We start from the raw sequence: 16099 nt of genomic DNA on the forward strand, positions 1-16099 counted from the left end.
ATCTAAGCTTCTACTGACATATCATCATGTCGCGAGATATTTTTTCTGCTTTTACCAGCGGCTTTTACTTTCTGGCAATGCAGCTCCTCATCGCTGAAATCGTCAACGGCAATGATGTTCTGTCTTGCAATCTCGGCTTCTGTCATTTGCTGAGCTTCAGCCTCCGTCACAATACCAGCCTCTTGCGCTTCAATTATTTGCTCAAGCAGAGTCAGGGAATGGATTTTATCCTCACGCACCGCTTTGGCAATCTTACGCTCAATTGGATCAGCAGCATGCAGTTTTTTAAAGGCTTCTTCCACCCGTCCAAGCGGACAATTAGGCAGTGCTTCGGCAAATACAACGTGAGTCAGGCGATCGCGGACTTCACCTGGCTCAGTCATTAATTTTGCCAGCTTCTGGCCTAATTTGTCAGAAGGCGTAGCGCGTTGGCCGCCGAAAGGCTGTAATAACAGTTTTAACACAATGCCGCCCCAACGATACGGGAAATTGGAAATAACCGCGCGAAACGCCAATTCACTCTGGTGAAATAACTCCTGACAGCACCATTCCACAATTGGCAATTCCTCATCCGGCTCCCCTTCCGCATGGAAGCGTTTTAATACTGCCGAGGCAAGATATAAGTAGCTTAAAATATCGCCCAGACGAGCGGATATTTTTTCTTTACGCTTCAACTCACCGCCAAGCACCGCCATACAAAAATCAGAAGTAAAGGCCAGATTCGCACTATAACGGTTAATCAGCTGATAATAGCGTTTGACTTTGCTATCCGGCGCTTTGGTAAAATGGGCATCCGTCAATGCATAAATCAGGGTTTTGGAAAAATTAGCCAATACAAAGCTGATATGGCCCCAGAAAGCGCTGTCAAATGCCTCCAGGTTATTGGAGCGCACACTTTCCAATTCTTTATAAACATAAGGATGGCAACGGATAGCGCCCTGGCCGAAAATAATCAGGCTGCGGGTCAAAATATTTGCCCCTTCTACAGTAATTCCAATGGGTGCGCTCTGGTAGCCGCGAGCCAGATAATTGTTAGGCCCAAGACAGATTCCTTTACCGCCGTGAATATCCATAGCGTCCAGACCAGTCTGGCGTGCGCGCTCTGTCGTGTGGTATTTCAGAATCGCGCCAGCTACAGAAGGTTTTGCTCCGTTATCAATAGCTGAAGAAGCCATTGAAAGACCAGCACCGATTATATAGCTGTTACCAGCAATGCGGGCTAATGGTTCTTCAATCCCCTCAAAATTACCGATATATTGATTAAACTGCTTACGCACACGTGAATAAGCGCCGCAAGCTAGCGCAGCTGCCTGCGTACCGCCTAATGCACTGGATGGCAGAGAAATAGCTCTGCCCGCGCTTAGGCATTCCATCAGCATACGCCAGCCACTACCAGCCATATTCGCGCCGCCAATGAGGTAATCAATGGGAACAAACACATCTTCACCCTGGGTAGGGCCATTCATGAAAGGAATATTTAACGGATAATGCCGGCGGCCTTTAATAACCCCCGGAGTATCAGCCGGAATCAAAGCGCAACTGATTCCAACATCATAGCCTTTACCTAACAGATTATCCGGATCAAACATGCGAAACGCCAGGCCAATCACTGTTGCCACCGGGCATAAGGTAATATAGCGTTTGTTCCAGGTCAGGCTAATTCCCAAAACCGATTTGCCGTTAATCTCTTTCCGGCAGACAATTCCCTTGTCAGGAATTGAAGCCGCATCTGAACCGGCATTGGGACCTGTCAAGGCAAAACACGGAACTTCGCGGCCATCAGCCAGACGCGGCAAATAATAATTTTTTTGCTCTTCAGTACCGTATTTTAACAGCAACTCGCCTGGGCCAAGTGAATTGGGTACAGAAATCGTGGTGGCAGCAGTCACCGAACGGCTGTATACCCGTCCTAGAATCTGAGTTTGAGCTGTTGCTGAAAAATCAAGGCCGCCATACTCTTTAGGAATAATCATTCCCAAAAAGCCTTTTTCTTTAATAAATTGCCAGATTTCCTGCGGCATATCCAGGCGGTTATGAGTAATATCCCAATCATCCAGCATACGGCAAAGTTCATTGACTGGCCCGTCAATAAATGCCTGCTCTTCTGACGATAACTCGGTCACAGGTAACGAAAGCAATTTTTCAAAGTCTGGCGAACCACTGAAAATATCGCCTTCCCAGCTGATAGTACCAGCTTCAAGCGCCTCTTTTTCAGTTTGAGACATCGCCGGCATAGTCTTGCTGATTATCTTAAACAAATGACTGGAAATTAAACGGCTGCGCAAAGGCTTGATTGTGCAGACTGCGAGTGCCGCAAACACAGCCAGCATAATAACTTCAGTAACGATTGACGGTGAACCATATTGTAATACCAATAAGCCAAATATTGCATAGCTAATCGTCCAGACCGCTATTGATGCCTGTCTGCTGAACAGGAATAACGTTGCTGCCAGAAACGCAATGATTATGATACCTGATGACACAATCCTCTCCTTTTCATAATAAATCCGTTTAAACGAAAGAGCACAAACCTTATAATACACTATTGCCAGATTCTGTGAACGAATTTATTGTGAGCTCCTGGCTTTTGACCCCACACTAAAGTATAGCATCTAAAGCAGTAAAAATTTGTTGGGCTGTGCCTTGCGGGTCCTCCATTGGCAGCAAATGCGTACCTGGCATTTTAAAACATTTAATCTGGTATTTTTTAGTCATATAACGTACATCAAAACCATCTACCACATCACTATGATCACCATAAATTAAAGCGGCGGGCAGATCGAGTTTGCCCTCATATTTTGGTAAATGGTGCGGTACGGTACGATAAATCATGTATTCAATCGAACGTTCAAAGCGCAATGAGTAGCCATTTTCATCTTTTTTGCAGCCATATTCGATATAATCTTTCAAACAGGCATCGGAAAATGTTTTGAATAACGGCCTGTCGCGCAAATAAGCCTCCAGCTGCTCATACGTTGCCCAAGTCTGCCGCCGTCCACGGGTACGGTAAGCCGGTGTTATACGGTCAATAAATCCCAGTTTTTTTGCAAGCCGCACGATCCGCGATTTAAACCGGTTCAGTAATGGCGAGTCAATCATAACCACTGCCTGAAACAATTCGGGTTGTTTAAGCGCAGCAAGGTAATTCAGTGCCCCGCCCAGTGAATGCCCTAACCCAATAACCGGTTCATTATATTTCTGCCGGATGCTGTCAATCAGTTCATCGACCAGGTGATGCCAGTTTTCAGTAACCGGATAGCGGGGGTTATGCCCTACCCGGTCAATGTAACCAACCTGATAACGCTCTTCAAGCGCTAAAAAAAGCTGACGGTAGCAAGGCGAGGGAAACCCGTTGCCATGAGCAAAATGAATATTTGGTTTCATTTAAACACCAATTTGTTGCTCGCCCTTTTCAAGGAAATAATTGCATAGCATAGATACACTGCTACCAACGCTGTCAGCAGGAAGCCAATACCGGTAAACAGAATCATCCAGGTCAATACGATCTGCAAGGCAAAGGCATGCGGCGTTGACGATACAATCAACAGACGGCATGCCTGTTTATAGGTAATTTTAAACTTGAAAAACAGCATCGCTATTAACTGCGCCATCATGGCAAAAACTAATGACAATATCAGATGAATAACGAAAAACATCATTGCAATCATGGGGTAAATGATAGCCACTGAAACAAGTTTTAAACGGCTAAAACCATTATTAGCCACCCATTTGCTGCCATTAAAAACCTCATTGGTCGCCGGGCTTAGCTCTTGAACATAAATTGCACTATGAGAACTATCAGTAATTTTTTTGGTAAAAAAGAAATTAGGTGACGGCAGTCTGAAAATAAACTTGTTTTTGGTGATTAGGGTTGTCATTTGAGGATATTGATTACTCATGGCATTAATACTGCCAGTGGTATCAATAGCCGCAACAACTTGTCCCTGATCGTTTTTCACCAGATAAGGCATGGGCTTATCGAAGCTTACTTCACCATTCTGGACATAAAAAGTCGGCATTTTTTGCAAAGGTTGAATAATCTGCTGATCAAAAAAGGTATTAAAATCATGCGCAATTCTGATACTCAGCGGAATAGCGACAATAAACATAAGCAACAGCAGATAAATAATAGCCAATCCCCTCCAGCGTTTACCCACATCGACATATAAGCGCTGGCTGAAAAAAGACATAATTATTGCTTGCAAATAGCCATAATGCGGCGTATCGATATCCGTTAATACTGTGTTTTTTCTAGCCACACCACCCTCCCAGGCGTAATCCGGTTTTCTGATGATATAAATTTGCTTTATCCAGACTCAATTGCACTGCCAGATTGTGTTCGCTGATTTCCTCATCAGCGGCGACCCGTACAGAAAGCTGCTGGCGTCCGCAAAGACTTTGAACATGAATTAATTTATCCGCACCCATGTCGTCAATAAAACGAATCTTTACTGACAAGGATTGCGGCTGGTTTGTTGTTGTCAGCTTTAAATGCTCAGGGCGAATCCCAAGCATAACGCCATCCTGATTCGCTACCTCGCCGGATAACTCAGGCAAGGGAATTGCCAACCCCCATTCGGTAACCATTGTTTTCTGCGTCAAATCAAGCCGCGCAGGAATAAAATTGATTGGATAATGCCCGGTAAAGCCGGCAACAAACAGCGAGGCTGGCTGTTGATATAAGGTTTGTGGTGTACCCACCTGCTCTATTTTACCTTTATTCAATACTAATACGCGCGACGCCATAGTCATTGCTTCAGTCTGATCGTGAGTCACGTATAGGCAAGTGGTATTGAGTTCCTGATGCAATCGTTTAATTTCATGCCGCATTTCGGTGCGCAGCTTGGCATCCAGATTTGACAAGGGCTCATCAAATAAAAATACTGCAGGCGAGCGGGCAATTGCTCTGCCCATGGCTACCCGTTGGCGCTGACCGCCAGACAGGTCTTTAGGCTTGCGTTGCAGATACTCGGACAATTGAAGCATTTCAGCCACTTCTGTTACTTTTTTAGTGATGGCCGATTTTTTAAAGCCGCGCATTTTTAAACCATAAGCCATATTATCAAAAACAGACATATGGGGATATAACGCGTAGCTTTGGAAAACCATGGCCATATCCCGGTCGGCTGCAGGAATTTTATTGACGCACTGATTATTGATTAATATATCGCCGGAACTGACTTTATCCAGTCCGGCGACAAGTCGCAGTAAAGTGGACTTACCGCAACCCGAAGGACCAACAACTGCAACGAATTCACCTGCCTCAATAGCCAGGCTGACCTGATCAAGGATGATGTGTTCGCCGTAATATTTACTTACGTTAACAATATTAACCGCAGCCATTAATTGATTAACCCCTTCTCGAACCAGCGTTGCATAGTAATTACCATAATACAGGGCGGCAACATTGCCAATAGCGCCACACACATTATAAGATGCCATTGCGGAACCTGATCAGCAACCCCTGCCAGATAACGTATGCCCATTACAATAGTTGTCATACTGCTGTCTGTGGTAATAATAAGCGGCCATAAGTATTGATTCCAGCCATATATAAAAAGAATAATAAACAGCGCCGCAATCTGCGTTTTGCTTAATGGCAACAGAATATCACGGAAAAAACGCCAGGGGCCGGCACCATCAAGCTTTGCGGCATCAACCAGTTCGCCAGGAATAGTCTTAAAGAACTGGCGGAATAGAAAAGTAGCGGTTGCAGAAACCATTAGCGGCAATGTCAGGCCGCTAAATGTATTCAGCCAGCCTAATGACGCAACAACCTGGAAAGTCGGCACAATACGTACTTCGACCGGCAGCATCATAGTTGAAAAAATGAGTGCGAAAATCGTTTTTTTAAAGGGCAACTCAAAATATATCAGCGCAAACGCCGATGAAATCGCCAGCACTATTTTGCCAATCGCAATCAATGCCGCCATCACAAAACTGTTTACCAGCATTCGCCACACCGGCTGTCCGCCCGTAGCGGCAATACCCTCAGTCAGAACCGTTTTGATATTATACCATAAATAACCGCCCGGGATTCTCGGTAAAGGCGATTGCATCATCGCGGCGCCATCATGGCTGGCAGCAACAAAAGCCAGATAAAGCGGCAAAAACAGGATGGCAAGCATTATCAGCAACAGCGTGTGATCAACAACTCGTTTGAAAAGGTTCATGTGTAGTGCACCCGGCGTTCGACATATCGGAACTGCAACAAGGTTAACGTACCGACCAGGATCATTAATATCACTGACTGGGCAGCAGAACCGCCGGGATCCATGCCAATGAATCCATCCTTGTAAATTTTATAAATCATGGTTGCCGTACTGCTGGCCGGTCCGCCGCCGGTCAGCACATCAATCACGCCAAAAGTATCAAAAAAGGAATAAATAAAATTAATGATTAACAGAAAAAAACTGATTGGCGACAGTAACGGAAAAATTATCTGCCAAAACCGCTGCCATACCGACGCGCCATCAAGTGTCGCCGCTTCAAGCAATGACTGTGGTATTGCTTTTAATGCAGCAAAAAAGAATAAAAAATTATAGCTTAACTGCTGCCAGCTGGCGGCAATAATAACAACAATAAGAGCCTGTTTCGGATTATTCAGATAATTAAATTCATACCCGAAACTACGGCAAAACTCCGCGAGCCAACCAATAGAGGGTTGACACAAAAATCGCCACAACAAGGCCGCGACTGCAGGCGCTACTGCATAAGGCCATAGTAACAGGGTTTTATAAACGGGCTGGCTTTTTTTACGGTTATTTACCAGCGCAGCTAACAATAACCCCACAGCCATTGTGATAAGCGTGATAAAAAAAGCCATAATGAAGGTCACTTGTACGGCTTTGAAAAAACCGGGATCCTGAGCCAGATCGATAAAATTGCCCAAGCCGGCAAAATGCCGGTGCAGGCCAAAAGCATCCGCGTAATAAAATGACTGGAGCAAAGCGCCGCAGGCAGGCCAGATAAATAAAACAAGCGTAATAATCAACTGGGGCGCAATAAAAGCGTACGCTATTTTTTTATTATGGGTAAATTTAGACATCCAGATTACCGTATAGCAGTTTACGAAAGTATCTCTCCAATCTGAGTATATCTCTAACCTGTCTGATTAAGCGAGAGTTTTCAGGAAAATTCTGATTGTGCTACTCTACTCAGATAGTCTGAACCGGAATTTAAACTATGCGAGCCGTTTATATTAATAACCCAGGGCCAGATAGCGAATTACAATTTGTTGAACAACCAATGCCAGAAATCTCAGCAGATGAAATTTTGATTAAAGTCGCCGCAACAGCGGTTAACCGTGCTGATCTGATGCAGCGAGCCGGCAAATACCCGCCGCCTGCAGGCGCAAGCGCCATACCGGGTTTGGAGGTAGCTGGCGAAGTCGTTAAAATCGGGCATCTGGTAACTGATTTTCAAACGGGTGATCGTGTTTATGGTCTGGTTAGCGGCGGCGGTTATGCCGAATATTGCCCGATTAACCAGCATCTGGCCTGCAAAATTCCCAACGATTGGAGTTTTGTTTATGCCGCAGCGATTCCCGAAGCGTTGACCACTGTTCATGCGGCCATATTTATGCTCGGCAACCTGCAATCAGGACAAAATCTATTAGTCCACGCCGCAGGCAGCGGGATTTCGTGCATGGCTATTCAAATGGCAGTTTATTGCGGTGCATTTGTTTATACCACAGCCAGCAACCAGCAGAAAATTGCAAAAGCGGAAGCACTTGGCGCCGGCAAAGTTATTAATTATAAAGAAGATGATTTTGAATCGATTATTGGCGCCAATCAGGCGGATCTTATCCTTGATTTTATTGGCGGTAATTATTTCGGCAAACATTTAACCTTGTTAAAACCATTAGGCAGGCTAATCCAGATTGCCTGTATGCAAGGTCACAAAGTTGAATGTGATCTGGCGTTATTGATGCGCAAGCGTCTGCAGATTAATGGCTTTGTACTGCGTTCGCAAAGTACAGCGGAAAAAGTCCAGCTGTGGCAATCAGCGCATCAACGCTGGTTTTCTGCGTTAGCGGAAGGGAAAATCAAGCCGGTTATTGATTCGGTTTATTCGCTGGAGGATGTTGAGGAGGCTCATCAGAGGATGAAGGGTAGCCAGCATTTTGGGAAGATTGTTGTGCAAGTTGGATTATAAATTCCCTCTCCCTAGCCCTCTCCCGATACGGGAGAGGGGATCTTTATCGGGCGCAAAGCCCCTCTCCCGTATCGGGAGAGGATCTTTATCGGGCGCAAAGCCCCTCTCCCGTGTCGGGAGAGGGGTTGGGGAGAGGGCAAAACAGCCTTCACAAAGATGCCATCTTCAAAGTACGATGCAGCAACTGCGTATAAATCGGCGCATTCCGCGCAAGCTGAACTATTGTTGTCGATGTCAGACAACTCACCATTAACGGCAGAATCAAAGAATAATTCTGCGTCATCTCAACCACCAGAATAATCCCGGTTATCGGCGCCCTTATGGCAGCTGAAAATAATGAACCCATGCCGGCAACGGCAAACATGCCCGGATGTACTGACATATCGTCAAACACCCAGGAAAACATTTGATAACACCCTAAACCCAATAAGGTACCCAGAGCCAGCATAGGGGCAAAAATACCCCCAGGCACACCGGTTGAATAGCACAACATTGTCAATACAAAACGAATGACTATCAAAATAACCAGCGTGGTGAAACTGGGAAACATAGTCAGTGATTGTTCAATAATCTGATAACCGCCGCCTGCCAGCTCGGAATAATAAATCGCCAGAAAACCAACCAAAGCACCAATTAAAATAACATATACCGCCCGGTAACGCTTACTGATTTTATCAGTCGCCCGCAAGGTGAACATTAAAAACTGGTTGAAAAACAGGCCAACTATACCTGCAATAATACCAAACAGAAAAAACAGCCAGAGCGAATTCAAATCCGGCGCGTCAAAGACCGCCATAGGAATTGCCGGTGCTGAACCAACCAGACATTGGGTAGTTATTACAGCAAAGATACAGCAGATAGCAACTGTTTTAAAGTTGATAAAATTGAAATTAAACTCGTTGCGCATTTCCTCGATTACAAACAATACGCCTGCCAAAGGCGCGTTAAAAGCCGTAGCCAACCCCGCTGCCGCGCCCGCCGAAATCAGAGTTTTGCGCCGCTCATGCTTGAAACGGAAAATCTCTCCCAGCATATCGCCAAGGTTACCCCCCATCTGAATAGTCGGACCTTCCCGCCCAACTACCATTTTTGCGCTGATAACCAAAACACCGCCAATAAATTTAACCGGCAGAAGTCTGCGCCAGTAAATCTTGCGTTTATTCAGCAACACGCCTTCAATTTCCTGAATCCCGCTACCTGCAGCCTCCGGCGCATAAGACACGACCAGCAACCAGGCTATAAAAGCCATAACCGCCGACACAACCGCCGATAGCAGGAACGCCGAAACACCATTTTCATGCATATAGTGATAAAAATTAGTCAGGATACTATCAACGCCATGTATCGCCATCTGGAAAAATGAACCGATTATGCCAGTTAATATTCCCAGCAAAATCGCTACGCCATAGACTGTCAGTATTTTTTTAGCCATGTTTATTTACGAGTTCCATCACGTTATTAATAATTCGCATCCCGGCCTGCTCATGTAACGATAAAATAGTTTCAGGATGAAACTGAACCGCATAAACTGGCCATTGAGTATGAGAGATAGCCATAATAATGCCGTCATCCGTTTCAGCCGTTATTTTTAAAGTTTCCGGCATTGCCTGCCTGCGGGCGTATAAGGAATGGTAGCGTCCGGCAATGAATTTTTCAGCAAAACCAGCGAATAAATCACTATTATTCAGCACCTTAATTTCGGATGCCTTACCATGCATGGGATAATCCAGTGTATCCAGCGTCCCGCCAAAATACTCTACTATTCCCTGCAACCCAAGGCAAACGCCAAACAAGGGAATTTTTCTGGCAAGTACCGCCTGAATTGTGTCAGCCACTTTAAAATCGTCAGGGCAGCCCGGTCCAGGCGATAAAACTACCAGATCAAAATCATTCTGCTGTATATACCCGACTGCAAATTCGCTGCGAATAGTTTCAACCTCCGCCCCCGTCTGACGAAGATAATTTGCCAGGGTATGAACAAACGAATCCTGATGATCAACCAATAACACCCGTTTGCCCAAACCATTTTTTGGCTGGATGTAAGTCGATGCAGTTTTATTAGCCGCCGCTTTGAGAATATCCAGAAAAGCGGACGCTTTGAGCCGGGTCTCCTGTTCTTCCGCCTCAGGTACAGAATCATATAACAGCGTTGCGCCCACTCTGACCTCGGCAATTCCCTGCTTTAACCGGATTGTCCGCAAAACCAGACCGGTATTTAAATTACCGTTAAAACCAAACCAGCCTACTGCCCCGCCATACCAGCGTCTTGGCGATTTTTCATGTTGTTCAATAAATTTCATAGCCCAGAGCTTGGGCGCACCCGTGACAGTCACTACCCACATATGGGTTAAAAATGCATCAACCGCATCAAATCCTTCCCTTAGCGTACCTTCGACATGATCCACGGTATGGATTAACCTTGAATACATTTCAATCTGGCGCCGCCCTACTACTTTGACGCTGCCGGCCTCGCAAATGCGTGATTTATCATTGCGATCGACATCGGTACACATGGTTAATTCCGATGATTCTTTTTCTGAGTCAAGTAACAGCTGAATATTTCTGGCATCCTCAATGGCATCGGCACCTCGTTTGATGGTGCCTGAGATTGGGCAGGTTTCGACTCTTTTTCCAGTAACCCGTACATACATTTCCGGAGAAGCGCCGATCAGATATTCTTCCTCGCCCAGATTAATAAAAAAACCATAAGGCGACGGATTACTGGCCCGCATACGCTGGAAAAGTTCCGCCGGTTGCCCGGTATAATGCTCAAAGAAAGTCTGGCTGGGTACAGTTTCAAACAAATCGCCGCAGGCAAAGCGTTCTTTAGCCTGTTCAACCAGCCGGGCGTATTCGCCTGGCTTATGATCACAGGCTTGTTCCGGCTTTCGCATCGGCTGATATGGCTTAGGAATGCCCTCGCGTGAGAGTCCGCTAGTCGATTTGCCCTGAAAATTAAAATCATAACGCCTGACAAATGCTTCTTCTTTACGGTGGTTCACGATGTAAATTTCATCAGGCAGATAAAGAACCATATCACGCTGATCATCAAATCGCGGTTTATGCGTTTCCAGCGCTTCAAACTGGAAAATCAAATCATAACCAAACGCGCCGTATAACCCGAGATAAGGTTCATCGAGTTTGAAAAATGTCAGTAATTCCCGGATAACCGAGAATACCGAGGGCTGCCGGCTGCGCTCTTCTTCACTAAAGATTCCGCTTTGCGGTTTGATATAAACCGTAAATTGCTCTTGCTGACTATTTTCAATACCCAAATGTACGGATTTGCTCAAAGCCAGCTCAACCATTGCAAGCAAAGCCTGGCCACGCTTATTTAAAGCTTGAACCAGGATTTTCTGCTGACTTAAAACAAAGGCTAACGGCGGATTATAAAAACCAATGTCCCAGCAAGTGTATCGCCCTGGATACTCATAAGAAGAAGTATACAGTGCGCCGCGTTGAGTATTAAGCTGCTCAATCAAAGGCTCAATCGCCCCCTGATAGGCAAGCGCCTGCTGCTCGAACTCAATCGTGACACCGCCAGAGGTTCTGATTTGCTGCAACATTTAATAGCCCTGTTATATAATGTAGAGCCATCTTAGCATCAGCATTCGACAATGCAACACCTTATTCCTGCTTAATTATCCCCCCCTGTTCAGCTCCCAAGCTCACAGTTGATTGCTGCTGTGCTGGGAAAGCCCTTATTGGTACTGGGCAAAATATCGTATAGCGATTTCTTCCTGTACCTTCGAGTTACCTCAATATTAGCTTCCTGCCATGCAATAAATGTTTGCCTATATAATTGGCACCTTATGTGATTACCCGATTCCATTACTTGGCATACCGCAATCCTTATCTTCTGCATTATCGGTTAATCTGCAAACGGGGCGCTTCTCCTTAGGAATGCCTTTAAAAAACGCAGCGTATTGATACTGACTAAGGAGAGAAAAAGCGTTTGCACCAATTAGCGTATCCAGTCGTATTTTTTCAGCACTCTTAACAGGCCAATGCGTTCTAAATCCAGAAAAATGTCCTGGACTGTTTTCTGAAGTGATGTTTCCAAAGGTCTCGGGCGGCATATCAAAATCTATTAACGAAGGAGGAGAGAGATCAGGACATCTTCTGACTTCATCTTTCCTGGCTATGGATGGAGGGTTATATTTTGTGAGTAACTTATTAATTAATTTAAAGCATTCCAGATAAGCAGGATCGGGAGGGATTTTCTTAAAGCATTCAGCGTATTTTTCCCCTACAAAATAGCAATATTCGTCGGCATTTATGAAACCCGGTGGCGCGTCGAATGGAAAAGGCACAGTGGTCATTCCAGCATATTGAAGTTCGCCGCAAGTTAATTCTTTTAGTGAGTTTATGTCGGCTGACTCAAGCGCTGTTGCCAATTCCTCTTCATCATTTGCATAATCCGATAATATTTCCTGGCATCGTGTCAAATCGCCTTGTGAAACTGCTATTTTGAACGCCACTACTACAGTACTTTCTATTTTCTTAGTCATTCATTCTCCTGGAGCAATACTAAACACCTTTTCAGTCGTATTAAATGTAGAAGCAAATTGCTCTATCACCAAATTTACATCAGGATCAACCATAAATGAAGAATGGGGAGTAGGCACAGGATGATTGTAAAGTGCTACGGGCCCGACACAAAACAGATTTTCATGCACCTTTCCATGTGTATCGATCACTTGATAATGATCCGTTAAATGGATGCCGCCATAAGACTTCGTACTTATTAATCCAGCTTGTGCCAGCTTGTCTAATAACATTGGCTTGACACTATTGGGGTCTGGTTTGTAACGATATCCTGTTGCGTCAATAAGAATTGAGGCATATAAAACCTCGCCTGATGTAAATAATAATTGGAATCTGTGCTCTACTTCATCATAACTTACAGAAACCAGACCTTGATGCTCAATAATTCTATTTTTCTCATAGAGATGAAGCATGATCCTAGCATTCACTGGTGTGATGCCAGTCAAATAAGCCATTAAAAGTGAATAGAAATATTTTAGAAATTGTTCTTTGCCTTCAACATTCAAGCTTTGCCACATGTGGGCATAACAACCACTGAAATAAAAAGTTTTAATAAATGCCCGTAGCTCATCAATATTACCCGGTATGGGATTACTTTCCGGCAGATGATCAAATTTATTCATTTGATAACGTAAAGTCTCAAGAGCCCCGGGAAGACGGGAAGGATCGACAGGATTTTTAGCATCCTCTTGATAGGCATTCCAAAATAATGTTTTTGCTCCGTAAAAGGTTAAACTGTCCGGAGGGCGTTTTTGTAGACTATTTGATAATTCCTGTTGTTTTGTAGTGTTACAAGTATCGGTATTGCCTTTTGTTGTTAATATATTAGGATTTCGCGTGACACTGTGTATTTTTCCTGAGTACTGCTTTTTCATAATTAACCAAAGTGCGGCATCAACAAATGCTGCTTGACCGCCAATGATATAAACATCATCTTCTAAATCCACTGCATCCGGATTTCCTGTTGTGTTTTCAAAACGGAGAAAACCTGGCTGATTCTCGACAGTATGAGAAAAAGGATTTGTTAAATGTCCAGTGGTTATAAAAAGCCTATCAGCGATATAATTTTGATCCATGCATGCTACTTGATAACTCCCTTCTTTTAGCGGACGAATATCAGAGATTGGCAAAAAAATTTCTTTGACTGTTATTCCTAGTGATTTAGACAGTGTTTTATGCTTTTCATATTGAGCGCGTAAATAATGACCCACTGCCGCCCGAGGAATATATTGCTTGTCGCTATGCGGATAATGCTCTTGGAGCAAGTCTGGATTGGCCTCTATCCATTCCGCCAGGCTATCAGTAGTAGAAATAAATTTGAAACTATCAGCTGCATTATTTAAAGTCCAAAATTCCGGGCTATCAATAGAATAAGCGAAGCCTGTAGCAAAGTATTGCGGATTTTGCTCGAAGATTAAGATAGTAAAGTCATCGTCACAATACTTCACTGTTGCAAGCAGGTGAATTAATCGACAAAAAATAGCATTTCCACAGAGTCCCATTCCGGCGATAGCAATTACTTTTGGCATTTATGATAACATTCTGAATAAATTGTTTTTTATTTAAATTAACCAGAAATAAATACATGTCAAGCCTTACTTTTTAAAATTAATCTGTTAGAATTGCTTTCCGGATAGTTCTATCCGTTGTTATTATGTTGTGGATAAGTTTTTTCTCTCACGCACATTCAAGACGTTACCTAAACATCGACTCATACTGAAACCCTTATCACTTCTACATTTAAAAACGTTGTGACACCCTATCTTATCGTTCAGTTATCCACAAATTCTGTGGATAACCTTGTGCATAGCCTGATAATTACCCTGCGTTTTCCGGTTCTTTGGTTGTTTGGCTGATTGCTACTCAACGTGTTCTTCGTAGGCTTAGCGCTACGGAGCTTGCTGAATTAACCCGTTTGAGACATTGCAGCATCAATGGCAAATGTTTGTGGTAATGGTTTTAGTAGAGGGCTTCTAAATCTTCGTCTTTAGATCTTCGGTCTGAGCCTGCAGCACCAAATTCAAAATAAACCAATTGGCTGCTAAATAGAATTATAGTTACAATTGAAAAAATATTATTCTGTTTCAGATCTCGAATAATTTTTAACTCTTATATGTTCTATTTGGAGTATTTACCATTAAATTCTGGTCGCCATTTCTATATAACGGAGAATTTTACCTGTTAAATCATCTTGATGAATTTAATTGGGAGTTTATTCAGCCATCAATTAATGATAAGCCAGAGAAGCGATATAACTTCATTATTGCCTTTGGTTTACATTGCTTTACACGCGGCCTAAATAGCCATATCCAGGAAACCTGGGAAGCCATAGAGAAAGATCTTATATATTCTGACTCTCGAGAACAGCGTATTTTTTGCTTTTCTCGTTATCAATTATCTTTTCTGTTACCAGAAATTGCTAAGCAGCTTGATCATCGCTCTTGTTTCCATACCGGCAAAGGTAATTTTTTTACCATTGAAATATCAAATGAACAGGAGTATGAGGTATATTTTAAGGTTTCAAAATCAGGAAAGGGATTGTTGCGTTTATTCATTGAAAGCGCTTATGTGCGGGACAAGCAGCACGCATCATCGCGCCCGAAAAAGACAAAAGTATCATTTTTTGTTATAGCTCATAATGTACAATCGAATAAGCCAATAAGATTACCGCCCAAATAAAAAACCCTGTATAACCAGGGTTCTTTAAAAAATTAACTAGGCTCGCTTTATAATCGCTCTTGGGCAGATACCGACTATACATCGGTGGAGGAGTGCATGGCTTTCACCATCCCGTTCATACACTCTGTGATATAATTATGACAGCTTATTATTCAATTATCAAATTATTTCTTTTAACTTTGCTTCAATATCAGGAGCGCTCTAATTCTATTTGATTTCCCATTTCCTGGTGAATCTTATTCGCTTATCGATAAGGGCGTATCTTTCCATGTGTATCTACACTTGATAATAATCCGTTAAATAGATGCCGCCTGTAGCAAGGTTTTGTGGATTTGGCTCGAAGATTAAGATAGTAACATCATCGTCAGAATACTTCACTGTTGCAAGCAGGTGAATTAATCGACAAAAAATAGCATTTCCACAGAGTCCCATTCCGGCGATAGCAATTACTTTTGGCATTTATGATAACATTCTGAATAAATTGTTTTTTATTTAAATTAACCAGAAATAAATACATGTCAAGCCTTACTTTTTAAAATTAATCTGTTAGAATTGCTTTCCGGATAGTTCTATCCGTTGTTATTATGTTTGTGGATAAGTTTTTTCTCTCACGCACATTCAAGACGTTACCTAAACATCGACTCATACTGAAACCCTTATTACGCCTACTTTTAAACACGTTGTGATACCATGAACTCTCGTTCGGTTATCCACA

12 protein-coding genes are annotated in these 16099 nt (G+C 43.4%); 1 reads left to right on the forward strand and 11 read right to left on the reverse strand.

The window, feature by feature from the left end; genetic code table 11:
* Window positions 1–2: 2 nt before the first annotated feature.
* From ACFORL_RS01650 to ugpA, 6 genes are all read right to left on the reverse strand, one after another.
* Window positions 3–2483: an acyl-CoA dehydrogenase gene (locus ACFORL_RS01650; RefSeq protein ID WP_382340462.1), complete on the reverse strand. Its 2481-nt coding sequence runs from the start codon at window positions 2481–2483 to the stop codon at window positions 3–5.
* 115 nt (window positions 2484–2598) lie between these two features.
* Complete coding sequence (locus tag ACFORL_RS01655; protein ID WP_382340464.1) at window positions 2599–3384, reverse strand: alpha/beta fold hydrolase; 786 nt, start codon at window positions 3382–3384, stop codon at window positions 2599–2601.
* Window positions 3381–4259: a DUF1189 family protein gene (locus tag ACFORL_RS01660; RefSeq protein WP_382340466.1), complete on the reverse strand. Its 879-nt coding sequence runs from the start codon at window positions 4257–4259 to the stop codon at window positions 3381–3383. Before ACFORL_RS01660 ends, ACFORL_RS01655 begins: the two co-directional genes overlap by 4 nt.
* Complete coding sequence (locus tag ACFORL_RS01665; protein ID WP_382340856.1) at window positions 4252–5343, reverse strand: ABC transporter ATP-binding protein; 1092 nt, start codon at window positions 5341–5343, stop codon at window positions 4252–4254. The genes ACFORL_RS01660 and ACFORL_RS01665 overlap by 8 nt, the downstream gene beginning before the upstream one ends.
* Entirely contained in the window at window positions 5343–6173 is an 831-nt protein-coding gene (gene ugpE, locus ACFORL_RS01670) for a sn-glycerol-3-phosphate ABC transporter permease UgpE (RefSeq protein WP_382340468.1), read from the reverse strand. Before ugpE ends, ACFORL_RS01665 begins: the two co-directional genes overlap by 1 nt.
* Window positions 6170–7048, reverse strand: a complete 879-nt coding sequence (ugpA, locus tag ACFORL_RS01675; protein ID WP_382340470.1) for a sn-glycerol-3-phosphate ABC transporter permease UgpA — start codon at window positions 7046–7048, stop codon at window positions 6170–6172. The genes ugpE and ugpA overlap by 4 nt, the downstream gene beginning before the upstream one ends.
* Before the next feature lie 137 nt (window positions 7049–7185).
* On the opposite strand from ugpA, the gene ACFORL_RS01680 reads away from it, so the two are divergent.
* Window positions 7186–8157: an NAD(P)H-quinone oxidoreductase gene (locus ACFORL_RS01680; protein ID WP_382340473.1), complete on the forward strand. Its 972-nt coding sequence runs from the start codon at window positions 7186–7188 to the stop codon at window positions 8155–8157.
* A gap of 148 nt (window positions 8158–8305) precedes the next feature.
* On the opposite strand, the gene clcA is transcribed toward ACFORL_RS01680, so the two are convergent.
* From clcA to ACFORL_RS01705, 5 genes are all read right to left on the reverse strand, one after another.
* On the reverse strand, window positions 8306–9589 hold the full coding sequence (gene clcA, locus ACFORL_RS01685) for a H(+)/Cl(-) exchange transporter ClcA (RefSeq protein ID WP_382340475.1): 1284 nt from the start codon (window positions 9587–9589) through the stop codon (window positions 8306–8308).
* Window positions 9582–11723: an anthranilate synthase component I gene (locus ACFORL_RS01690; protein WP_382340477.1), complete on the reverse strand. Its 2142-nt coding sequence runs from the start codon at window positions 11721–11723 to the stop codon at window positions 9582–9584. The genes clcA and ACFORL_RS01690 overlap by 8 nt, the downstream gene beginning before the upstream one ends.
* 252 nt (window positions 11724–11975) lie before the next feature.
* Window positions 11976–12668: a hypothetical protein gene (locus ACFORL_RS01695; RefSeq protein ID WP_382340479.1), complete on the reverse strand. Its 693-nt coding sequence runs from the start codon at window positions 12666–12668 to the stop codon at window positions 11976–11978.
* Window positions 12669–14234 (reverse strand): FAD/NAD(P)-binding protein, encoded by a 1566-nt coding sequence (locus ACFORL_RS01700; protein WP_382340480.1) that lies wholly within the window; start codon window positions 14232–14234, stop codon window positions 12669–12671. It abuts the gene before it with no gap.
* Window positions 14235–15660: 1426 nt separating this feature from the next.
* Window positions 15661–15843 carry a hypothetical protein gene (locus tag ACFORL_RS01705; protein WP_382340482.1) on the reverse strand — a complete coding sequence of 61 codons (183 nt, stop codon included), beginning with the start codon at window positions 15841–15843 and terminating at the stop codon, window positions 15661–15663.
* Window positions 15844–16099: the final 256 nt, after the last annotated feature.

This window comes from Legionella dresdenensis (assembly GCF_042649825.1).
GTDB lineage: Bacteria > Pseudomonadota > Gammaproteobacteria > Legionellales > Legionellaceae > Legionella_C > Legionella_C dresdenensis.

Coding starts and splice junctions, on each gene's coding strand:
- ugpA (WP_382340470.1), bottom strand. CDS start 7,048: ATGTCTAAATTTACCCATAATAAAAAAATAGCGTACGCTTTTATTGCG.
- ugpE (WP_382340468.1), bottom strand. CDS start 6,173: ATGAACCTTTTCAAACGAGTTGTTGATCACACGCTGTTGCTGATAATG.
- ACFORL_RS01665 (WP_382340856.1), bottom strand. CDS start 5,343: ATGGCTGCGGTTAATATTGTTAACGTAAGTAAATATTACGGCGAACAC.
- ACFORL_RS01690 (WP_382340477.1), bottom strand. CDS start 11,723: ATGTTGCAGCAAATCAGAACCTCTGGCGGTGTCACGATTGAGTTCGAG.
- clcA (WP_382340475.1), bottom strand. CDS start 9,589: ATGGCTAAAAAAATACTGACAGTCTATGGCGTAGCGATTTTGCTGGGA.
- ACFORL_RS01700 (WP_382340480.1), bottom strand. CDS start 14,234: ATGCCAAAAGTAATTGCTATCGCCGGAATGGGACTCTGTGGAAATGCT.
- ACFORL_RS01695 (WP_382340479.1), bottom strand. CDS start 12,668: ATGACTAAGAAAATAGAAAGTACTGTAGTAGTGGCGTTCAAAATAGCA.
- ACFORL_RS01655 (WP_382340464.1), bottom strand. CDS start 3,384: ATGAAACCAAATATTCATTTTGCTCATGGCAACGGGTTTCCCTCGCCT.
- ACFORL_RS01705 (WP_382340482.1), bottom strand. CDS start 15,843: ATGCCAAAAGTAATTGCTATCGCCGGAATGGGACTCTGTGGAAATGCT.
- ACFORL_RS01680 (WP_382340473.1), top strand. CDS start 7,186: ATGCGAGCCGTTTATATTAATAACCCAGGGCCAGATAGCGAATTACAA.